Origin of the sequence: Aeromonas sp. 82P, from assembly GCF_051919365.1 — a bacterium.
GTDB classification, from domain to species: domain Bacteria; phylum Pseudomonadota; class Gammaproteobacteria; order Enterobacterales; family Aeromonadaceae; genus Aeromonas; species Aeromonas veronii.
This window is the reverse complement of sequence record NZ_JBQBEV010000001.1, coordinates 1,685,107-1,705,898: the sequence shown is the minus strand read 5'-3', so window position 1 is coordinate 1,705,898 and position 20,792 is coordinate 1,685,107. Positions and strand designations below refer to the sequence as shown.

At 60.5% G+C, this 20,792-nt stretch carries 22 protein-coding genes and 2 tRNA genes; 11 read left to right on the top strand and 13 right to left on the bottom strand.

Annotated elements, in window-relative coordinates:
• Window positions 1-35 precede the first annotated feature (35 nt).
• From ACTG2S_RS07990 to ACTG2S_RS07960, 7 genes are all read right to left on the bottom strand, one after another.
• Entirely contained in the window at window positions 36-1,244 is a 1,209-nt protein-coding gene (locus ACTG2S_RS07990; RefSeq protein ID WP_139443907.1) for a NupC/NupG family nucleoside CNT transporter, read from the bottom strand.
• 358 nt (window positions 1,245-1,602) lie between these two features.
• Window positions 1,603-2,028 carry a glutaredoxin-dependent arsenate reductase gene (gene arsC / locus ACTG2S_RS07985; RefSeq protein WP_201948012.1) on the bottom strand — a complete coding sequence of 142 codons (426 nt, stop codon included), beginning with the start codon at window positions 2,026-2,028 and terminating at the stop codon, window positions 1,603-1,605.
• Between the two features lie 75 nt (window positions 2,029-2,103).
• Window positions 2,104-3,168, bottom strand: coding sequence for an ACR3 family arsenite efflux transporter (gene arsB / locus ACTG2S_RS07980; protein WP_005338173.1), 1,065 nt, complete (start codon window positions 3,166-3,168; stop codon window positions 2,104-2,106).
• 109 nt (window positions 3,169-3,277) lie between these two features.
• Window positions 3,278-5,041: an arsenical pump-driving ATPase gene (gene arsA, locus ACTG2S_RS07975; RefSeq protein WP_201948010.1), complete on the bottom strand. Its 1,764-nt coding sequence runs from the start codon at window positions 5,039-5,041 to the stop codon at window positions 3,278-3,280.
• A 27-nt stretch (window positions 5,042-5,068) separates the two neighbouring features.
• The gene (gene arsD, locus ACTG2S_RS07970) at window positions 5,069-5,437 is read right to left on the bottom strand and encodes an arsenite efflux transporter metallochaperone ArsD (protein ID WP_005347398.1); all 369 of its coding nucleotides are present in this window, start codon (window positions 5,435-5,437) and stop codon (window positions 5,069-5,071) included.
• Between the two features lie 4 nt (window positions 5,438-5,441).
• Window positions 5,442-5,810: an ArsR/SmtB family transcription factor gene (locus ACTG2S_RS07965; RefSeq protein WP_042054961.1), complete on the bottom strand. Its 369-nt coding sequence runs from the start codon at window positions 5,808-5,810 to the stop codon at window positions 5,442-5,444.
• 253 nt (window positions 5,811-6,063) lie between these two features.
• Complete coding sequence (locus tag ACTG2S_RS07960; protein ID WP_005359119.1) at window positions 6,064-6,462, bottom strand: META domain-containing protein; 399 nt, start codon at window positions 6,460-6,462, stop codon at window positions 6,064-6,066.
• A 157-nt stretch (window positions 6,463-6,619) separates the two neighbouring features.
• Here ACTG2S_RS07960 and ACTG2S_RS07955 point away from each other — a divergent pair, with 157 nt between their 5' ends.
• On the top strand, window positions 6,620-7,099 hold the full coding sequence (locus tag ACTG2S_RS07955) for a hypothetical protein (protein ID WP_064338427.1): 480 nt from the start codon (window positions 6,620-6,622) through the stop codon (window positions 7,097-7,099).
• Window positions 7,100-7,102: 3 nt separating this feature from the next.
• On the opposite strand, the gene ACTG2S_RS07950 is transcribed toward ACTG2S_RS07955, so the two are convergent.
• Both ACTG2S_RS07950 and ACTG2S_RS07945 read right to left on the bottom strand, forming a co-directional pair.
• A complete protein-coding gene (locus ACTG2S_RS07950; protein ID WP_201948009.1) occupies window positions 7,103-7,582 on the bottom strand; it encodes a putative 4-hydroxy-4-methyl-2-oxoglutarate aldolase in 480 nt (159 codons plus the stop codon).
• Between the two features lie 42 nt (window positions 7,583-7,624).
• Window positions 7,625-8,032 carry a DUF3293 domain-containing protein gene (locus ACTG2S_RS07945; RefSeq protein WP_439982282.1) on the bottom strand — a complete coding sequence of 136 codons (408 nt, stop codon included), beginning with the start codon at window positions 8,030-8,032 and terminating at the stop codon, window positions 7,625-7,627.
• A 396-nt stretch (window positions 8,033-8,428) separates the two neighbouring features.
• Between ACTG2S_RS07945 and arcA the strand changes: the two genes are divergently transcribed.
• Window positions 8,429-9,148 carry a two-component system response regulator ArcA gene (arcA, locus tag ACTG2S_RS07940; RefSeq protein ID WP_005338193.1) on the top strand — a complete coding sequence of 240 codons (720 nt, stop codon included), beginning with the start codon at window positions 8,429-8,431 and terminating at the stop codon, window positions 9,146-9,148.
• A 162-nt stretch (window positions 9,149-9,310) separates the two neighbouring features.
• On the opposite strand, the gene ACTG2S_RS07935 is transcribed toward arcA, so the two are convergent.
• Both ACTG2S_RS07935 and ACTG2S_RS07930 read right to left on the bottom strand, forming a co-directional pair.
• A tRNA-Gly gene (locus tag ACTG2S_RS07935) sits at window positions 9,311-9,385 on the bottom strand.
• 15 nt (window positions 9,386-9,400) lie between these two features.
• Window positions 9,401-9,474, bottom strand: a tRNA-Gly gene (locus tag ACTG2S_RS07930).
• A 201-nt stretch (window positions 9,475-9,675) separates the two neighbouring features.
• On the opposite strand from ACTG2S_RS07930, the gene cydD reads away from it, so the two are divergent.
• The 4 genes from cydD to ACTG2S_RS07910 all read left to right on the top strand — a co-directional run bounded on the left by cydD (window position 9,676) and on the right by ACTG2S_RS07910 (window position 14,109).
• Window positions 9,676-11,445, top strand: coding sequence for a heme ABC transporter permease/ATP-binding protein CydD (gene cydD, locus ACTG2S_RS07925; RefSeq protein ID WP_201948005.1), 1,770 nt, complete (start codon window positions 9,676-9,678; stop codon window positions 11,443-11,445).
• Complete coding sequence (cydC, locus tag ACTG2S_RS07920) at window positions 11,438-13,168, top strand: heme ABC transporter ATP-binding protein/permease CydC (protein ID WP_139733877.1); 1,731 nt, start codon at window positions 11,438-11,440, stop codon at window positions 13,166-13,168. The genes cydD and cydC overlap by 8 nt, the downstream gene beginning before the upstream one ends.
• Window positions 13,169-13,342: 174 nt before the next feature.
• Window positions 13,343-13,714: an Rcs stress response system protein RcsF gene (rcsF, locus tag ACTG2S_RS07915; RefSeq protein WP_013723982.1), complete on the top strand. Its 372-nt coding sequence runs from the start codon at window positions 13,343-13,345 to the stop codon at window positions 13,712-13,714.
• Between the two features lie 8 nt (window positions 13,715-13,722).
• The gene (locus ACTG2S_RS07910) at window positions 13,723-14,109 is read left to right on the top strand and encodes a DUF488 domain-containing protein (protein ID WP_005338205.1); all 387 of its coding nucleotides are present in this window, start codon (window positions 13,723-13,725) and stop codon (window positions 14,107-14,109) included.
• A gap of 158 nt (window positions 14,110-14,267) precedes the next feature.
• On the opposite strand, the gene ACTG2S_RS07905 is transcribed toward ACTG2S_RS07910, so the two are convergent.
• On the bottom strand, window positions 14,268-15,266 hold the full coding sequence (locus ACTG2S_RS07905) for an NAD-dependent epimerase/dehydratase family protein (RefSeq protein WP_439982280.1): 999 nt from the start codon (window positions 15,264-15,266) through the stop codon (window positions 14,268-14,270).
• Between the two features lie 212 nt (window positions 15,267-15,478).
• Between ACTG2S_RS07905 and tsaA the strand changes: the two genes are divergently transcribed.
• Both tsaA and ACTG2S_RS07895 read left to right on the top strand, forming a co-directional pair.
• Window positions 15,479-16,183 (top strand): tRNA (N6-threonylcarbamoyladenosine(37)-N6)-methyltransferase TrmO, encoded by a 705-nt coding sequence (gene tsaA, locus ACTG2S_RS07900; RefSeq protein WP_005350137.1) that lies wholly within the window; start codon window positions 15,479-15,481, stop codon window positions 16,181-16,183.
• Window positions 16,184-16,471: 288 nt separating this feature from the next.
• Complete coding sequence (locus tag ACTG2S_RS07895) at window positions 16,472-17,020, top strand: cytochrome b (RefSeq protein ID WP_274161576.1); 549 nt, start codon at window positions 16,472-16,474, stop codon at window positions 17,018-17,020.
• Between the two features lie 77 nt (window positions 17,021-17,097).
• On the opposite strand, the gene ACTG2S_RS07890 is transcribed toward ACTG2S_RS07895, so the two are convergent.
• Window positions 17,098-17,778 carry a bactofilin family protein gene (locus ACTG2S_RS07890; RefSeq protein ID WP_201947997.1) on the bottom strand — a complete coding sequence of 227 codons (681 nt, stop codon included), beginning with the start codon at window positions 17,776-17,778 and terminating at the stop codon, window positions 17,098-17,100.
• A 199-nt stretch (window positions 17,779-17,977) separates the two neighbouring features.
• Between ACTG2S_RS07890 and ACTG2S_RS07885 the strand changes: the two genes are divergently transcribed.
• From ACTG2S_RS07885 to ACTG2S_RS07875, 3 genes are all read left to right on the top strand, one after another.
• A complete protein-coding gene (locus ACTG2S_RS07885; RefSeq protein ID WP_040066247.1) occupies window positions 17,978-18,652 on the top strand; it encodes a response regulator transcription factor in 675 nt (224 codons plus the stop codon).
• Window positions 18,652-20,037, top strand: a complete 1,386-nt coding sequence (locus ACTG2S_RS07880) for an ATP-binding protein (protein ID WP_005338217.1) — start codon at window positions 18,652-18,654, stop codon at window positions 20,035-20,037. The genes ACTG2S_RS07885 and ACTG2S_RS07880 overlap by 1 nt, the downstream gene beginning before the upstream one ends.
• Before the next feature lie 192 nt (window positions 20,038-20,229).
• A complete protein-coding gene (locus ACTG2S_RS07875) occupies window positions 20,230-20,709 on the top strand; it encodes a TIGR00645 family protein (RefSeq protein WP_227096060.1) in 480 nt (159 codons plus the stop codon).
• Window positions 20,710-20,792: the final 83 nt, after the last annotated feature.

Sequence of the window (20,792 nt, the reverse complement as noted above, 5' to 3'; positions counted from 1 at the left end):
GCTTTTTTTTACTGGCGCAGCCTGGCTTTATCTCATCAGAGGGAGACAAAGATCCCGGCCAGGGTGGCGCTCATCAGGTTGGCGAGGGTCGCAGCCAGCACCGCCTTGAAGCCCATATTGGCCACATCGTGACGGCGTTCCGGCGCCATGGTGCCGATGGAGCCGAGCTGCACCGCAATGGAGCCCAGATTGGCGAAACCGCACAGTGCGAAGGTGATGATGATCTGGGTATGGGCGCTCAGGCCCTCCTTGATATTGGCAAAGTCCAGATAGGCGACGAACTCGTTCATGATCACCTTCTGACCAATCAGGGAGCCTGCCGCCATCATCTCGCTGGCAGGTACGCCAATCAGCCAGGCCACCGGGGCAAACAGATAACCCAGCAGCTGTTGCAGGGAGAGATCGGCCCAGCCGAACCACTCGCCGACGGTGGTGAGACCGGCGTTGATCATGGTGATGACGCTGACAAAGGCCAGCAGGATGGTGCCGATGGCCACGGCGATCTTCATGCCGCCCATGGCGCCGCCCGCCAGTGCGTCGATAGCGTTGCTGTAGTCGCTCTTGTCGAGGGTGATCTCGGTCTGATCACTCACCTGCTGCTGCTCCGGCACCAGCAGTTTGGCCATCAGCAGGCCACCGGGCGCCGCCATAAAGGAGGCGGCAATCAGGTATTTCAGATCCACACCCAGACCGGCGTAACCGCCCAGCACCGAACCCGCCACCGAAGCCATGCCGCAGGTCATCACCGCAAAGAGTTCAGAGCGGGTCATGCCGGCAAGGAAGGGGCGAATAAGTAGCGGCGACTCCCCTTGCGACAGGAAGATGTTGCCGGTGGCCACCAGGGATTCGGCGCGGCTGGTGCCGAGCAGGCGATGGATGGCGCCGCCCAATACCCGGATCACCCACTGCATGATGCCGAAGTGGTAGAGCACAGCGATCAGCGCGCTGATAAAGATCACCAGCGGCAGCACCCGCACAGCGAAGATAAAGCCGTTGCTGGCCAGATCGCCAAACACGAAACGGATGCCGCTGTCGGCGAAGCCGAGCAGAGCGGAGACGCCATTGCTCATGGCACCGAGCATGATTTGTCCGGGGGGGAAATAGAGCACCAGGGCAGCAAAACCGGTTTGCAGGGCGAGTGCACCCAGCACGGTTCGCCAGCGGATGGCTCGGCGGTTTTCACTCGCCAGCCAGGCGATAAACATCAGGGCCAGCATACCGACCAGACTCAATAACAGTGTCATCTTGCACCTATGAAGAGAGGAGTTTCATATGGCAAGTCTGCAGACAGGCGTCGCGGGCGATCCGGCGGGAGAAGTGCCGACCCACGCGACACGCAGACCACAAACCTACAGGTTAGTGGCGGGTCCCATCCTGGGGTCATTCACGTTCCGGGTGACAGCATGTATCGGGTGACGCCAGCGCCGTCGCAGGGGGAGATGCGGCCGGGTGGCAGGTCGGGCGGCGATGGTACAGTGATCATCGTCACAGAAAAAGCGGTAAAACGATTGGCCGGAGTAACTTTTTCAACTTGTTCACACAACGAAACAGGGCCAGCGTGAAGCTGGCCCTGTTTCAATCCGTACTTGAGTACTCAGATGATTACTTGAGGCGCTTGCCGCTCGCATCCACCACCTGCTCGCCATCCTCCTTGGCGAAGGCCCCTTTTTGCTGATCGGGCAGAATATCGAGCACCACTTCCGACGGGCGGCACAGTTTGGTGCCAAGCGGCGTGACCACGATGGGGCGGTTGATGAGGATGGGGTGGGCCAGCATGGCATCGATAAGCGATTCATCACTGAAACGATCTTCCGCCAGACCGAGCGCCTCGTAGGGTGGCACGTTCTTGCGTAGCAGATCGCGCACCGGCATGCCCATGGCGGCGATCAGCGCCACCAGCTGGTCGCGTGAGGGGGGCGTCTCCAGATAGTGGATGACGGTGGGTTCCACGCCGCTGTTGCGGATCAGCTCCAGGGTATTGCGGGAGGTACCACATTCCGGGTTGTGATAGATGGTGATTGCACTCATTTGCGTGTCTCTCATTAATCAAGTGAATAGAAAATGGATAGCATCAGTTCGCGGCCATCTGTTAACGGTCATCAGTTAGCGGCTTAGCCCTGCTTCGTACCAGGGTTTGCTGGCGTTAACCACCCGCACCACCAGCAGCATGACCGGCACCTCGATCAGTACCCCGACCACTGTGGCGAGCGCCGCGCCGGAGTGAAAGCCGAACAGGCTGATGGCTGCGGCCACCGCCAGCTCGAAGAAGTTGGAGGCGCCGATCAGGGCGGAAGGACAGGCGACCGAGTGCTTCTCCCCCACCTTGCGGTTGAGCCAGTAAGCCAGCCCGGAGTTGAACAGCACCTGGATCAGAATAGGCACCGCCAACAGGGCGATAACCAGCGGCTGCTCAATGATGGCGTTGCCCTGAAAGGCAAACAGCAGCACCAGAGTGAGCAGTAGGGCCGCCACCGACCAGGGCTGGATGCGGGTCATAACGCCGTCAAAATGGGCCTCTCCCTTTTTCAGCAAAGCCTTGCGCAGCAGCTGGGCGATGATGACCGGGATGACGATATAGAGCACCACAGAGGTAAGCAGGGTATCCCACGGCACTATGATGCTGGAGACCCCGAGCAGCAGCGCCACCAGCGGCGCGAAGGCAAACACCATGATGAGGTCGTTCACCGCCACCTGCGACAGGGTGAAGTAGGGATCGCCGTTGGTGAGGCGACTCCAGACAAACACCATGGCGGTGCAGGGGGCTGCCGCCAGCAGGATCAGCCCCGCTACGTAACTGTCGAGCTGATCAGCCGGCAACCAGTCGGCAAACAGCACGCGGATAAAGAGCCAACCGAGGAAGGCCATGGAGAAGGGCTTGACCAGCCAGTTGATAAAGAGGGTGACCCCAATGCCCTTCATGTGCCCCTTCACCTGATGCAGGGCGCCAAAATCGATCTTGAGCAGCATGGGGATGATCATCACCCAGATCAGCAGCCCCACCGGCAGGTTGACCTTGGCCACCTCCATGGCGCCGATCGCCTTGAAGAGATCCGGCAACCCCTGCCCGAGACCAATCCCCACCAGAATGCAGAGGGCGACCCAGGCGGTCAGATAACGTTCAAAAAAGCCGATGGCAGGCACGGCCTTGGCATCACATGTTGCAGACATCACAGCTCCCGATGCGGCGCAATCCCGCATCTTCTATTGGTTCAAAACACAGGTTTATAACAAGTAACGGCATATTCAAGCCGCCCCGGCAGCAGACCGGGGCGGCGACTCAATGATGCTGGCAGAGGCGGCGCAGGGCATCGGGCCCCACCGGCTCTTCGGCGAGCAGTGGCACCACGGCGTAGCGGCTGGCGTGTTGCTGCTCGACTGCCTCGATATGGGGCAACTGGCGCTCGGCCCGCAGTTGCAGCAGCGGTGAGCTGACCGCGGCTTGCTGCAAGCTGTGGTTGATAAGCCAGCCCCAGGGCTCGATACCGGCTCGGCGCAGGTCGGCCTGCAGATTGGCCGCCTCCTGCACTGGCGTCGGCTCGGGCAGCGTCACAATCAACACCTTGGTCTGCTTGGGGTCCTGCAACTGCATCATGGGGGTGGTGAAGTGCAGCCCCTTGTTTCCCATCTGGCGAGCGATCTCCCTGTGGTAGGCGCCGGTGGCGTCGAGCAGCAGCAGGGTGTGGCCGGTGGGGGCAGTATCCATCACCACGAAGCGCTTGCCCGCCTCGCGAATGATGCGCGAGAAGGCCTGAAACACGGCGATCTCCTCGGTACAGGGGGAGCGCAAGTCCTCCTCCAGCAACGCCCGCCCCTGCTCGTCCAGGGCCGCCCCCTTGGTGGCCAGCACCTGGGCGCGGTAACGCTCGGTCTCGGCGTGGGGGTCGATGCGGCTCACCTCCAAATGATGCAGGCTACCTGCCAGCGTCTCGCTCAGGTGCGCGGCGGGATCCGAGGTGGTGAGGTGCACCGGCAAACCGCGGCTCGCCAGCTCCACCGCCACGGCGGCCGCCAGCGTGGTTTTGCCCACCCCGCCCTTGCCCATCAGCATGATAAGGCCGTGACCGTCGGCGGCCAGCTCGTCTACCAGCGAACTCAACTCGGGCTGGGCTTGCTTGACAGTGGACTGTACTGTCGGGGATTGGGCGGCTGTTCCCTCTGATTGCAGCAGCTGGCGCAAACTGTCGACCCCCACCAGATTGGTGGCCAGCAGCGGGATATGATCCTGCGCCAGCCCCTTTATCCCTTGCGGCATCTGAGCGAGAGCCTGTTGCTCGCGCTGCCAGAGCGCCATTGCCAGCGGATCTGCGGCAATGGCGCCTTCGGGGAAGAGGCCATTGATCACCAGTTGCTGATTCAACAAGCCGATGGCGGCCAGCTCCTCGTGGGTGCGAGCCACTTCCCGCAGAGTGGATTGCTGGGCCCGCGCCACCAGCACCAACCGGGTGCGAGTGGCATCAGCCAGGGCGGCGACCGCGTCGGCATACTGGCTGCGCTGCTTCTCCAGCCCCGCCAGCGGGCCCAGGCAGGAGGCATCCCCCTTGCCCTGCTCCAGAAATTCGCTCCAGGCGCCCGGCAGTTGCAGCAGCCGGATGGTGTGGCCGGTTGGGGCCGTATCAAAGACGATATGGTCATACTCGGCCAGCAGCGTGTGGTCGGTCAGCAGGGCGGTGAATTCGTCAAAGGCGGCGATCTCGGTGGTACAGGCGCCGGAGAGCTGCTCCTCGATGCTGCGCACCACGCTCTCGGGCAACTTGCCGCGCACCGGCCCGACAATCCGCTCCCGATAAGCTTTGGCCGCCGCGGGGGGATCTATCTCCAGCGCCGACAAACCGGGCACAGCGGCGATGGTGGTGACGCGATTGCCGATCTCGGTGGCAAACACCTGCCCCACGTTGGAGGCAGGATCTGTGCTCACCAGCAGCACCCGCTTGCCAATATCACACAGCGCCACCGCACTGGCGCAGGCCAGCGAGGTCTTGCCCACCCCGCCCTTGCCGGTGAAAAAGAGAAACGGCGGTGGATTGGTCTGAAAATGGTACATAGCCTCTCCCGAATGGTGCATCGCGACTCAGCAGCAACCGCTGCCAGAGCAGCAGCCACCCTTGACGATCCCCTTGATGGCCGCTTGCGGCGCTGGCAGCCCGGCATAACGAGCCAGCTCGCTGCGGCTCGGATAACGGCCGGTCAACACCACCTGTCCCTCCACCAGCACCAGCGGCAACCCCTCCTCCCCGGCGTGGGTCAGAAAAGCGCTGACGGCAGGCGTCTCGGCAAACTGCATCGGCTGCTGGGCCAGATTGAAACGCTCGATGGCAACGCCCTGCTCCTTGGCCCAGGCGAGGTCTGCTGCGAAGGTGACCAGTGCCTGATCAACCTCGGTACCGCAGACACCGCTGGAGCAGCAGAGGGCGGGATCAAAAATCTGAATGGAGGACATGGCATTACTCCTTGTTGCAGCAGGGCTGCACAGGCAGAACATGGGGGGAGCAGGCTGACTCGGCACGCATCACGCCGCACGCCTCGGGATGACCGGCGCAGCACTCCTCGGTGAGGTAGGCGATCACATCCAGCATCAGGGGAATATTGGCGCGGTAGCGCAGAAAGCGCCCCTCCTGCTCCACCGACAGCAGACCAGTGTTGAGCATCGCCTTGAGGTGAAACGAGAGGGTATTGGGGGCAATATCGAGCTCGCTGGCCAGTTCACCGGCGACCCGCCCCTCCAGCCCGGCCTTCACCAGCAGCCGCCATACATCGAGCCGGATGCCGGATGCCAGCGATTCAAAGACCTTGGTGGCCATCTCTTTGTTCATCTTCACTCCCCTTGGTGCGACCTTTATTTCAACTATACAAGAATTATTGAAATGATCAAGATACGTACCGAAGCGAAGATATGAGGTTCTGGCATCAAACAGGCAGAAAGGGGGACGACGAGTGAACAACAGTAGCGGACGACCACACAGGGTTCATCGCAGATAAACAGACGCCCTCCAGACGGAGGGCGTATCAGAGCGTTTGACCGGCAGCACAGTCAGCGCTGTCGGGGCAATCAGACAAAGGCGTGCCTTATTTGGCAGCTGGCACCGCGTTGAAGGTGAGCAGGGCCGCCTTGTTGGCATCGCTCAGAGTCAGCTGGTTGCCGTTGATGGAGTAGGTTGCCACCTTCTCCAGCTTTTGCAGGAACTCGGTCTCTTTGTTCATGGCGTCGCCGATGCACATCATGCGAGTGGAGCCCATGGCGCCCAGCGTCAAGACACCGTCACCCTGCTTGGTGATACCGCCAAAATAGCGGTTACAGCCGCCCTTGCCCGCCACCTTGCCGTCGACCACTTGCAGGGTGAAGGTATCGCCGGTGGCGCCTTGCAGCTGCCAGCTGGATGCTTGCAGTTGAGCCATGCTGGAACCTGTTGCCATTGCGCAGCCTCCCAGTGCCAGCGCGGCCAGCAGAGTCAGTTTCTTGTTCATGGATTCACCTCTTAATGATTAGAGCCATCAATACGGCAGCCTGTTTAACATGGCTGGCGCCCATGCCAAAGGATTTTATTGTGATCTCCCTTCACTTTACTACCAGCTGGCATGTGCCATGCTTAGGCTCAGTTCCGGACCCAGGGAGGGGAAACGAATGGTCAAATCGCTCATCATCACACTGCTTGCAACCTGCGCCAGCATGGCCGCACAGGCCGCCGACTGGGCAGTGGTTCAGCCGCAATCCAATCCGTCTCTCTATGTCAAAAGTTACTCGGGTGTGCTGCTCAATGGCCATAGCCATCACAGCGACAGTTTTGATCTCTGGCTGGTCAATAGCGGCTATCAATATCCGGTGGTGGATGATGTGACCCTCTTTATGGAAGCGGGCCCGGCGGTGGCGGATCAGAATCGCACATCAGGTTTCAATATGAGTTCGGGGGTACGCTACCAGCTCTCTCCGGCATTCAATATCGGCAGCCAGATCAAGCATCTCGATCTCAACAAGGCCAGCACCCTGCTGGAGCTCAACTCCAGCCTGCTGCTGACCCCCAGACTCTCCCTCACCGCCAACTACGGGGTCAGCGCCATCACTGCCGATCAGGCACTGAGTCTGGGGGTCGGCTTCAATTTCTGATGATCACAACAGCGGCGTGGCGCTCACCACCACGCCGTTGCGATCCGCATAGACATAATCCCCTTCGTGGATGGTCACACCGGCAAAGCTGACCACAGCCCCCAGCTCTCCCAATCCTCGCTTCTCGGTCTTGACCGGACAGGCCGCCAGCGCCTTGACCCCGAGTGCCAATGTCGCCAGGGTGCCCACATCCCGGGCCGCACCGTGGATCAGGATCCCCTCCCACCCCTGCTCCACCGCCTTGACCGCCAGTTGATCGCCAAGCAGCGCACGGCGCAGCGAGCCACCACCATCGATCACCATCACCTTGCCGTGACCGTGGCGGGTCACCAGATCCCGCACCAGACTGTTGTCTTCATAACAGGAGAGCGTTACGGCGCGACCATAGAAGATGGCCTTACCGCCAAAATCCTGAAACACCGGGTCGGCTACTTGCAGCAAGTCGCCATGTTGATCGCAGAGGTCGGGCAGGAGATCCAGCATGATTTGATTCCTTTCAGATACATGAAGGTGTTCATTCTTTCATCAGACAAGGTTTCTGGCAATCCAGAAGGATTCAATATTGCCCAGACAAACTGCTGATTTATCAGTCAATACCGACACCAGCCAGAGCTGGCCATCCTCCACCCAGTAAAGGGCATTCTGACCAAAAGACGCTGCCAGCTGACAGGCTTGCGGCAGGGAGAGCGCCACCGCCAGCGATGACTCCTGCCAGCGCTCGTTGGGATCAGATCCCCAAAACGGCCCCACTACGGGCACCTGTAAATCCACGGTCAGATGGCGCCACAATGCCAGCTCCCGCCGCCGATTGCGTCGTTCTGTGACCCACTGACTGGCCGGATTCCAGGCTGTGATGATGGCAAAGGCAGACCTGTCTGGTGGCTCAAATGGCGCGATAAAGCAGATTTTCTTGTAGTTTTCCCACAAATTCATGTCAATCACATGTTACATTCCATTACATTTTGTAGGGGCGAAAACCCGGTTCAGGCCAAGTATGATGCAGCTGTACTAGGGTTTGACCTATATCAAATCAGAGTTAAAAAGTTGCTATCTGACGGCAAAGAGTGTTGTTATGCTCCTGTTAACTGATAAAATGCGGCCACTTTCGTAATGGACGACCTTTCCAGGCTCTGCTCGACCAGACTTGTCGGGAACCTATAAGTGGCACAGGGATACTTGCCGGTACTGATGCCTAATTCGCGATATTCCGACCTGACTCTCATACCCAGGATGACGTAATAAATTTTCAGGATCAGTCAGGAAATCGGTTTGAAACGCCAAAGAGTGTTAAATTTAAGATAATTAACTGATAAGAATCTGGGAATACTCATGCAAACACCACACATTCTGATCGTCGAAGACGAGCTGGTCACACGCAATACCCTGAAAAGCATTTTTGAAGCCGAAGGCTACATCGTGCTCGAAGCCAACAACGGCGACGAAATGCACCAGGCCCTCACTTCCCACACCATCAATCTGGTGATCATGGACATCAACCTGCCGGGCAAGAACGGCCTGCTGCTGGCCCGTGAGCTGCGTGAGAACGACAACATCGCCCTGATGTTCCTGACCGGTCGTGACAACGAAGTGGACAAGATCCTGGGTCTGGAGATCGGCGCCGATGATTACATCACCAAGCCGTTCAACCCGCGCGAGCTGACTATCCGTGCCCGCAACCTGCTGAGCCGCACCATGAACGTGGCAGCCGGTGGCGAAGAGAAGAAGCTGGTTGAGCGCTACCTGTTCAACGGCTGGGCGCTGGATATCAACAGCCGCGCACTGGTCAGCCCGACTGGCGACATGTTCAAGCTGCCGCGCTCCGAGTTCCGCGCCATGCTGCACTTCTGCGAAAACCCGGGCCAGATCCAGACCCGTGCCGAGCTGCTGAAGAAGATGACCGGCCGTGAGCTCAAGCCCCACGACCGTACCGTCGATGTGACCATCCGTCGCATTCGCAAGCACTTCGAAAGCGTTAACGATACTCCGGAGATCATCGCCACCATCCACGGCGAAGGCTACCGTTTCTGTGGTGAGCTGGAGCAGGAATAAGCTCCCGCTACGCTGTTGATCTGAAAAGGCGCCTCGGGCGCCTTTTCTGTCTCTGCGATTTGCCTTAAACGCTGAGAAACCGTGAGCGTGACGTCGAACGCCACACAAGGCAGATGAAAAACAAAAAGCCCACTCGCAGGAGTGGGCTTTTTGTTTTGAAGCTGGAGCGGGCAGCGGGAATCGAACCCGCATCATCAGCTTGGAAGGCTGAGGTAATAGCCATTATACGATGCCCGCCTGGCATCTGAAATTTGGAGCGGGTGATGGGAATCGAACCCACGTATGCAGCTTGGGAAGCTACCGTTCTACCATTGAACTACACCCGCGTCAGGGCTCCTACTATATGCATTTTGCCGCCGAGCGCAATGGCGCCTTTGCCACTTTTTTCAATAAATCAATCTGTTCGGACAAGGATTGAACAGACGGTTGCTTTTTCAATCAAACATTTTCAACACAGATAATTTACAAGGTTGCCAAGGCCAAACGGCAAGGATAGTCTTGCGCCACTCGACGCGAGGATGGTGGTAATGGATAAAAAAACGCAAAAACGTCTCTATGGCTGGTTGCGCAAGCAATCGAGTCACGGTCGCCGCTGGATCACGATATCCATCGCTTTTGGCCTTGGCCAGGGCATTCTGATGGTGGCGCAAGCCTGGCTGCTGGCGACCCTGTTGCACGGCTTTATCATCGAAGGCTCAACGCCCGAGCAATCCATCACGCTCTTTATTACCCTGCTGCTGGTGACGCTTGGCAAGGCAGCGCTGGCCTATGGCCGCGAAGTGGCCAGTTTCAAGGCGGGCAGCGCGGTGCGCCAGACCATCCGCCAGCTGGTGCTCACTCGCTTGAGTCGCCTCGGCCCTGCTTATATCCAGCGCCGTCCGGCCGGTAGCTGGGCCAGCCTGCTGCTGGAACAGATTGAAAACATGCAGGATTTCTTCTCCCGCTATCTGCCGCAGATGGCCATCGCCGTCTTTATTCCGGTGGTCATTCTGGTGGCCGTGTTCCCGGTCAACTGGGCGGCAGGTCTGATCCTGCTCGGCACTGCGCCCCTCATCCCCATCTTTATGATCCTGGTAGGTGTGGGCGCCGCCGATGCCAACCGCCGCAACTTTCAGGCGCTGGCTCGCCTCTCCGGCCACTTCCTCGATCGGCTGAAGGGGCTGCGTACCCTGCAACTCTTTATGCGGACCCAAGCGGAAGGTGACGCCATTCGCGATGCCTCGGAAGATTTTCGTGAGCGCACCATGGAGGTGCTGCGCCTGGCGTTTTTGAGCACCGCCGTGCTGGAGTTCTTCGCCGCTATTTCAGTGGCGCTGGTCGCCGTCTATTTCGGCTTCTCTTATATCGACCATCTGAACTTTGGTAGCTATGGGGTCAAGGTCACCCTCTTTACCGGTCTGTTCGTGCTGTTTCTCGCCCCCGAGTTCTACGCCCCGCTGCGGGAACTGGGTGCCCACTACCACGCCAAGGCGCAGGCTATCGGCGCAGCCGAGCAGCTGCTGGAGTTCCTTGAAGCCGAGGTGAGCGAACCGGCCGCAGGCACGGCGCAGTTCCATGCCGACAGCCCGGTCAAGGTAGAAGCAAAAGGCCTTGAAGTGCTGAGCGCCGAGGGCAAGGTGCTGGTCGGCCCCATCGACTTCACCCTGGAAGCCGGTTCGCGCACCGCCCTCATCGGCGTCAGCGGCGCAGGCAAGAGCTCGCTGGTCAACGCCCTGCTCGGCTTTGCCCCCTATCGTGGCGAGCTCAAGGTCAACGGACAGGAGCTTGCCACCCTCGACATGAGCCAGTGGCGCCTGCAACTGGGCTGGCTCTCGCAAAACCCGCAGCTGTTCCACGCATCCTTGCGCGACAACCTGCTGCTGGCCAAGCCAACGGCCAGCGATGCCGAGCTGGAAGATGCCCTGAAACGGGCGCAGGCGTGGGAATTTGCCATGGAGAAGGGACTCGACTATCCGGTCGGCGATCAGGCTGGCGGCCTCTCGGTCGGTCAGGCCCAGCGCCTCGCACTGGCGCGAACCCTGCTCAAATCAACCCAGCTGATGGTGCTCGACGAACCGACCGCCAGTCTGGATCGCCACTCCGAACGCGCCATCATGACCACCCTCGAGCAGGCGATGGCTGGCCAGACCCTGCTGATGATCACCCACCGCCTCGACCAGCTTACCAAGATGGACAAGATAATGGTGCTGGCCCACGGCCAGCTGGTGGAGCAAGGCAGCTTCCAGCAACTTAGTTCTGGGCAGGGGCCTTTTGCCCGCCTGCTCTCCCAACGTTCCGGAGGTTCTCTCGATGAGTGATCTGTTGCCGTTTCTGCGCCTCTATCGCCAACACTGGCTCAGCCTCACCATTGGTTTGCTGCTGGCGCTGGTGACCCTGGCCGCTGGCATGGGGCTGCTCTCCCTCTCCGGCTGGTTCCTCTCCGCCGCTGCCGTGGCGGGGATGACAGTTGCGACGACCCATGCCTTTAACTACATGACCCCTGCAGGCGGAGTGCGCTTCTTCTCCATCGTCCGCACCGCCGGTCGCTGGGGTGAGCGGGTAGTGAGCCACGACGCCACCTTCCGGGTGCTGACCCGACTGCGGGTCTGGTTCTGGCAGAAACTCTCGCCGCTCTCCACCGGTACCCTGGCCGGTTTCCGTCAGGCGGATCTGCTCAATCGACTAGTGGCCGACATCGATGCGATGGACCACGTCTATCTGCGGCTGATCACCCCCATAGGCGCGGCCCTGCTCAGCACCGCCGGACTGGTCTTCTTCCTGTCGTTTTTCGACAGTCGCCTCGCCCTCACCCTGGGAGCCATTCTGCTATTTGGCATGATCGCCCTGCCGCTGGTGTTCTACTTCCTCGGCCGTCGCCCCGGTCAGGCGCTGATTGCAGAAAAATCGACCTTGCGCACCCGGATGGTGGACTATCTGGATGGTCAGGCCGAACTGCAGATGTTTGCCGCCGCTCCCAAGGCGCTGGTTGAGCTGCAACAAGCCGAACAGGCGCTGCTCGTCGCGCAGGCCCGGATGGCCAAGGTGAGCGGGCTGGCCAACTTCTCGGTGCAACTGCTGAGCGGCTGGACCCTGACCCTGATGCTCTGGCTGGCCGGTCATGGGGTAGCGGGTGCTGCGCCCGACCCCATCACCGCGCTGATGGTCTTTGCCACCCTGGCAAGCTTCGAGGCACTGATGCCGCTGGCGGGGGCTTTCCAGCACCTCTCCACCAGCCTTACCTCGGCACGCCGCCTGAACGAGATCCTGCAAGAGGCCAAAGCCCCCGTGTGGGGCGACGAGCAGACCCATGCCACCGCTGGCGCGCTGCAGATCAATGACCTCTATTTTGGCTACCCCGGCAACCTCCAGCCGGTGCTGCGTGGCTGCACCCTGCAACTGCACGCCGGTGAGAAGCTGGCGCTGCTGGGCCAGACCGGCTGCGGCAAATCGACCCTGATGGGGCTGCTGACCCGGGAGTGGAGCCCGCAGGCTGGCAAGATCCTGCTGGGTGGCAAGCCGCTCACCGACTACAGCGAAGGGGCGCTGCGCGCCTCCATCTCGGTGGTGAGCCAGCGGGTGCATCTGTTTGCCGATACCTTGCGGGGCAACCTCAAACTGGCCGCCCCGACCGCCTCTGACGAGCAGCTGATTGCGGTGCTGACCCAGGTCGGACTGGCCAATCTGCTGGAAGATGAGGCGGGCCTCGATGCCTGGCTCGGTGACGGCGGACGCCCCCTCTCCGGTGGTGAGCGTCGCCGTATCGGTATCGCCCGCGCCCTGCTGCACGATGCGCCGCTCTGGCTGCTGGACGAACCGACCGAAGGGCTCGACAGTCAGACCGAGCGGGAGATCATGGATCTGCTGTTCCGGCTCGGGGCTGATCGCACCTTGTTGCTTATCTCCCACCGCCTGCTGGGGATGGAGCAGATGGACCGGATTGCCCTGATGGAAGAGGGACAGATCCGCCTCTGCGCCCCTCACAACGAACTGCTGGCGGATGATTACTACCGCAGCCTCTATCAGCGGCTGGCTCCTGTTTGATATCAGCCTGATATCAGGCTGATGGGGGTCACACCCCGACAACCGGGCGCAAAACGGGGCTGGTCGCCGCAGGCGGCTGGCCCCTATAATGTCCCCCTCATTATTCAACAAGATGCCGACATGGAGCGCCTGCGCATTTCTACTGTCCTCATCACCGACACAAGATACGAGACGATGAAACGCCTGATCCTGATGATGCCCCTGATTGCCTCCGGCTGTGCCAACTACGCCTTCAACAGCAATCTGGATAAAGAGAACTTCGACGAATACTTCAAACCCGGTAGCGTGCGCATCTATGAACAGGATGAGCTGGCTGACCTCAACTACCTCTACCTCGGCACCATCGAGGGTGAATCCTGCCAGGCCGATGCCAACCAGCCGGTGCCCAACGCCGGTGAAGCACGCACCCTGGCCCGCCGCCGCGCCGCCGACATGGGCGGCAACGGCGTCACCATCGACAAGTGCGCCGAGTTCAGCGACACCCCGGGCTGCCTGAAACAGGTGATCTGCTACGGGCAGGCGCTGAAAGTGGCCGAAGAGAAGTAACCGCTGTCATGGCCCTCGCTATCGTTCGCCTTGGCAGCCCGCGCCTGCCCGATGAGGGGCTGCGGATCGGCACGGTGCGCCGCCCGCCCCGCGGCGTACCCAAGAGCGAATTTGCCAGCCAGCATTGGTACGATGTCTGGTTCCCCAATCTGGCCCCCAGCAGCGAAACCATGAAGCTGGGGCAGGCAGCCGAGACACCCGCCCAATGGGCGGCGTTTGGCAAACAGTACAAGGCCGAGATGGCGCAACCTGCCGCCAGGCATGATCTGGCGCTGCTGGCCGCCCTCTCCCACACCACCAATCTGTCGGTGGGTTGCTACTGCGAGCAGGAGTCCCGCTGCCATCGCACAATTTTGAAAGAGCTGCTGGTAGCCGCGGGGGCCGCCATCCGCTAACTCGGCGAGCGACAGCGATGGGATGGGGAATCGCGTCAGCCTGTATTCGGCAACCATCAGGCATGGATAGACAGAGAGGGCATCCCGCGGGATGCCCTCTCTCGTTGTATTCACACCTGCCGCGCCACGCTCGGCAGCAGCGGCTCGATGCACCTCTCCTATTGCAGACTGGGCTCCAGCAGCTGCTGCCGTAACGAAGTCTCCTCGGCCTGAGTCATGGCATGTTCCGCCCCCCCGGCGGCAGGCTCGATGGCCAGCCAGTGGGCAAGGTCGGCGGCGGTCTCCTCCAGCGGCCGGAAATTCAACCCGTGGACGATGGCCGCCTCGGCGCTTATAGAGCCGTAACCGGCAAACTCCGCCTGCGCGCAGGGCAAGAGGGTGGGATAGCTCTGCCAGGGCTCGATACTGGCCGCCATCAGGGTCGACCAGGGCAACCACTCGGGCTGGATGGGGCGGGCGGGGTGCAACCGGGCGCTCAGCCGCTCCAGCCAGTCGCAGAGGGTAATGCCGGGCTTGAGCAAGTTGAATGTGCCCCCCAACTGCTGCTCCGCCGCACGCAACACAAACTCGGCACAGTCGCGCACATCGAGATACTGCAAGCGATCCTCGCCACTGCCCGGCAGCAACCAGGGCCCGCCCTGCTGCACCCGCTTAATCCACCAGGCCATGCGCCCGGTAGGATCATGGGGGCCGCACAACACGCCCGAGCGCAGGATGCAAAGCCGCTCGCCCCAGTGGGCGCGATACTCCTGCTCGCACAACACCTTGAGCGGGCCATAGTCAGTGGGCATTTCACCTTCGGGGATAGGGTGCAGCGGCGCAGACTCATCCATCCCGGGCAGTGAGAAATCGCGATAGACGCTGATGGTGGAGATAAAGATCAACCGCGCGCAGCGCCCGAGCAAAGCTGCCGAGAGGCTCGCCGCCTGCTCGGGGCGATAGCAGCAGGTATCGATGACGAGATCCCACTGCAACCCGGCCCCTTGCAGGGCGCTCAGGCTCTTGTCCCTGTCGCCGGTGAGCTGCACCAGATCGCGCCAGTCCGGATGCTGGTGCAGGCCGCGATTGAACAGGGTCACTTCATGGCCCCAATCTAGCGCGAGCGCGGTGAGGTGGCGCCCCAAAAAGCCGGTGCCACCGATAATCAGCAGTTTCATCCCTCTCCCTCCCCCTTCGGCGCGAGTGCGCACATTTCATCCTGACACGCCAATGCCTCCACCCTACGCAACTCGGCGTGCGGGTACAGCCCCCGACTGGCCGGGATGGGACAGGGATCACGGCAGCGCCGCAAAAAAGGGCGTAGTGAGGCCAAGCCTGCGTTTTGGGGCCGCCTGTGCTAAATTGCCGAGGTTTTCAGTCAGGATCCGCCATGAAGTTCGAAATCGATACCCTCGGGATCATCCGCTCTCCCTACAAGGAGAAGTTCGCCATCCCCCGCCAGCCCGGACTGGTCAAATCGGCCCGCGCCCGCCTCGAGCTGCTCCCCCCTTACGATCAGCCGGATGTGCTGCGCGGCATCGAGCAGTTCTCCCATCTGTGGCTAAGCTTCGTCTTTCACCAGACCATGGCGCAGGGCTGGCACCCAACGGTGCGCCCGCCGCGCCTTGGCGGCAACGAGCGGGTCGGGGTTTTTGCCACTCGCTCCACCTTCCGCCCCAATCCGCTTGGCCTCTCGGTGGTCGAGCTGCACGGGGTCGGTCGCGAGCGGGGCAAGCTGTGGCTAGAGCTGGGGGCGGTGGATCTGCTCGATGGCACCCCCATCGTCGATATCAAACCCTACATCCCCTATGCCGACAGCCTGCCGAATGCCCGTGGTGGTTTTGCCCCCGACGCCCCCACCCCGCCGCTAGCGGTGAGCTTCAGTGCCGAGGCCGAGCAGCAGTTGCAACCCTGGCTCAAGGCCCATCCCGAGCTGCGCCAGCTGGTGAGCGAAGTGCTGGCACAAGATCCGCGCCCCGCCTACAAGAAAGGCAAGCCCGATGAGAAGGAGTACGGGGTGCGGCTGTTTGACTGCAACGTCCGTTTTCGCATCAGCGAGCCGGATTGCGTGGTGCTGGCCATCGAGCCCGCCTGAACCTGGGCGGGCCGACATCGCTGATGCTATTTCACGCCTTCTTCACGTCACAAGGGGCTTAATGAGCCTGTAAATTGTGTGGCATTGATCAGACTATCCACCCGGTTGCCAGTGATACCATGCAGACAGCAGAGGGCATCTCCTCTCTGACTGATGCCAGCAGCAGGCTATCGATGTATGGCAAGCATGGCAGCCCGGCTGTTGCCGCCAAAGGATCTGGCCTCGCTCCGACACGCTTGAGTGCGGGGATGCCACACGGATGTGACAGCACTTCGAAGGAACAAACCTATGCTGATGAACAGTGAACAACGTTATGGCACTCTGAATATCGGGCTGCACTGGCTGACCCTGTGGGCCATGATCGCCGTCTACGCCCTGATCGAATTTCGCGATATCTTCCCCAAAGGGGACCCTGGCCGTGATCTGATGAAGGAGTGGCACTTTATGCTGGGGCTGCTTATCTTCGCCCTGGTGTTTGTCAGACTGGCCCTGCGCTGGATGAGCCCGACACCCCGTATCGTGCCCGAGCTCTCCCCGGTCATGCACAAGCTGGCAAAACTGGCCCACCTCGCCCTCTACGGTTTTCTCATTCTCACCCCGCTGTTTGGCTGGCTGCTGCTGAGCGCCGCGGGCAAGCCCATCCCCTTCTTCGGGCTTGAGCTGCCAGCCCTGCTCTCCCCCAGTCCGGATCTCAAGGGGCTGATCAAGGAGGTGCACGAGACCCTGGGTAATATCGGTTACGCCCTGATCGGCCTGCACACGGTGGCAGCCCTTTATCACCACCATATTCTCAAAGACAACACCCTCACCAATATGCTGCCGCCGCGCAGCAGCTAACGGCTAACGAGGAAATACAGAGGGGGCCATCGTGGCCCCCTCTCTGTTTTCCTGAACAGCACCGCTGGCAAACGACATCACGCCTGCTTGGCCAGCTCCTCGGTCGGCTTGCCTTTCGGCTCGTGCGGCAGCTTTTTCACATTGCTCTTGCTCTCCGGCTGCTTGCTCCCGGACGAACTGTTTTCAGACAAGGCTTGCAACACGGGATCGGCCTTGCCGGCCACGGTGGGCTGGGACTGGCCAACAAAGTTGCCGCCCTTGCAGATGGAGAGACTGCCCCCCTTGAAGATCCCCTGCATCTTGCCGCTCTCCAGGATCTCCACCTCGGCGGAGGTACAGGTGCCTTCCAGCAGACCATTGATGATCACGTGGGGCGCACTCACCTCTCCCTCAACACTGCCGCCCTGCATGATGCGCAGCACACCACCGATGAGCTGGATGGTACCATTGATCTGACCGCGCACCTCCAGATCCCCCTCCACCTGCAACTCGCCCTTGAAGCGGGCACCGGCTGCAATCACGGTGGCCCCCGCCGACCCAGTAGCCGCACCACCTTTGTTTCTTCCAAACATCCGTACTCTCTCCACCAACCACACAAGCAGAACCAGCGGCATCGGCGCCACTGGCCACAGAAAACAGGGCGACCCCAGCACGTAGAGCAGCAAGGCTGCCCCCCAGCAGAGCCAGACAATATAGAGGAGGTCGCTGCGCTCACACTGTTGCAGTCGCGCCAGCAACCTCCCGGCCATCTCTCTCATCACATCAAACCTTTCGCAACATGACTGCCGACCAGCATGCCATCGACAACCCGGACCATGGTTAAACGACCAGTTGGCGCGAACTCTGAAGTCCCGCTGATTCAGTCCCGATACAGCCGGGATGCATTAGGATTCGAATTGACTCGAAGCGACATACACTTTCTAATTGACAGCCTGGATCCCTATGACCGCTCACATCATGAAAATTCTGTTGGTCGAAGACGACAAGCTGCTCAATCACCACCTCTCCTCTCTGCTGACCGAAGCCGACAATCAGGTCTACAGCACCGACCAGGCCGGGATTGCACTGCACTACGCCGCCGACTATCCCATTGATGTGGCCATCATCGACCTCGGTCTGCCCGATATGGACGGCCTGCAACTGATCCGGCAACTGCGCGAACGGCAGATCCCCTTCCCCATCATTGTGCTGACCGCCCGTGGCAACTGGCAGGACAAGGTCGAAGGACTGGAAGCAGGGGCTGATGACTATCTGGTCAAACCGTTCCAGAAAGATGAGCTGCTGGCCCGACTCAATGCGCTGGTGCGGCGCAGCGCCGGCTTTATCTCGCCGAAGGTGAAGGCCGGTGATTACGAGCTGGATCTCTCCCGCAAGGAGCTGACCATCGCCGGAGAAGTGGCGGTGCTCACCAGCTTTGAATACCTCATTCTGGAGTACCTGATGCGCAATGCCCGTCAGGTGGTATCCAAGCAGCAACTGCTCGACCAGCTCTACGGCGACGGCGAAGGGGACCCCAACACCATCGAGGTGATGGTGAGCCGCCTGCGCAAGAAGCTGGATCCGGAGGGGACGATTCAACCCATCTCCACCATCCGGCGTCAGGGTTATATCTTCAACCTCTCCTGTAACTGATGCAGTTTCATCTGCCGCGCCCCATCAAGATGATCCGCAGCTCACTGCACATCAAACTGCTGCTCAGCTCGCTGCTGGTCATCGCGCTGATCATGGGGTTTGCCGTCTACGCCCTCTATCTTGGCCACGTCGAGGAGCAGACCCAGAAGGCCAGCGCCCGGATGCAGGAGAACCTGGCCAAGTTGTTTTCCTCCACCGAGCCGGATGACAAGGGGTCGAACGTCGAGCTGGGGCGGATATCCCGTGGTGCGGGGGATCGCAACCTCGATACCCTGATCTGCCGCGCCGATGGCGATCTGGTCTGGTCGAGCCTCCATATGCCGGAGGTGATCAAGGCCAAACAAACCATCTGCGGCGATCTGATGAAGTATCTGGGGGGGATGGATCTCGACTACTTCTTCAAGAAGCACACCATCAAGAACGGCGAGAGCTACTTCGTCTACAGCCTGCGGTTTATCCGCAATCCCGGTAGCGGCACCACCGCCTACTACGTGGTGATGATCGACTCGGCCAAACGCTATCACGAAGAGTCCCGCACCTACCTCTACCAGACCGCCAAACAGGCGCTGCTCGCCTATATGCTGCTGGCCGGGCTGCTGCTGCTCACCACCTTCTGGAGCCTCAGCTCCCTGCGCACCATCGCCCGTCAGATCGACGATATTCGGGCCGGCAAGCGCGATGACCTCTCGAGCGATTTTGAGCGGGAGCTGGCCCCGCTGACCGACTCCATCAACCAGCTGCTGGAGAACGAACGCCAGCAGACCCAGCGCTACCAGCACGCCCTCAACGATCTCGCCCACAGCCTGAAAACCCGGCTGGCGCTGATCCAGATCACCACCCGCGAAGTGAAGCTGGGGCGGGAGATCCACGACAACATCAACGAGCAGATCCTCACCATGGATCAGATGATCCAGTATCAGCTCAGACGGGCCGTGACCGGCCGCCAGCGCCTTGCCAGCAAGGGCACCGAGCCGGTACCGCTGATTGAAAAACTGCTGGCCAGCCTGACCAAGGTCTATCGCCACAAGAAGCTGCAAACCCACTTCAAGTTCGACGATGACGCCCTCTTCCACGGCGAACAGGGCGACCTGATGGAGCTGATGGGTAACCTGCTCGACAATGCCTGCAAGTTTGCCATCAGCGAAGTGAAGGTGACGGTGCGTCGCCATCTCGAGCGGCTGCGTATCGAAGTGGAAGATGATGGCCCGGGAATCGATCCGGCCAAATCGGAGCAGATCTTCCAGCGCGGCGTGCGGGCTGACAGCTCGCCGGGTCAGGGCATCGGACTGGCGGTGGTGACCGAAATCGTCCACAGCTACGGCGGCCAGATCCGGGTCGATGAATCCCCCCTCGGCGGCGCCCGCTTTACCCTGGATCTTCCCTGACACCTGATAGGCCCGACCACGGGCCCTCTGCCACCCGCTGCACAGCCCTACCCAAGGTTAAAAACTCCTGCCTGACACCACCCAATTCAGCAATATGCTATCGAGATGCTTGAGATGTGAGGCATCTCGGTTAAGCTATGGCCGACTCGTTTGTTAACCATTTGATGGACCTGTAATCGCACTATGGAAAACATGTTTGAAAGATTGATGTACGCATCCCGCTGGATCATGGCCCCCATTTATCTTGGGCTCAGCCTCATACTGCTGGCACTGGGAGTGAAATTCTTTCAGGAGATCCTCCATATCCTACCCAACATACTGGAGATGAAAGAGGTGGATCTGGTGCTGGTCACACTGTCGCTGATCGATATCACCCTGGTGGGGGGACTTATCGTGATGGTGATGTTTTCCGGCTATGAGAACTTCGTCTCGCGCCTCGATGTCGGGGATGAGAGCGACAAACTGGTGTGGCTCGGCAAGCTCGATGCCGGCTCTCTGAAAAACAAGGTCGCCGCCTCCATTGTCGCCATCTCATCTATTCACCTGCTCAAGGTGTTTATGAATGCCGAAAATCTCCCCAACGACAAGATCAAGTGGTACCTGCTGATCCACATCACCTTTGTCCTCTCGGCCTTCGCCATGGGCTACCTCGACAAGCTGACCCGCAAATAGTAGCCAGCCTGCGATAGACGATATGCCCGATAACACGACATGGATCGGGCATATCGTGCGACCACTCTTCACAGTCGAGGCCA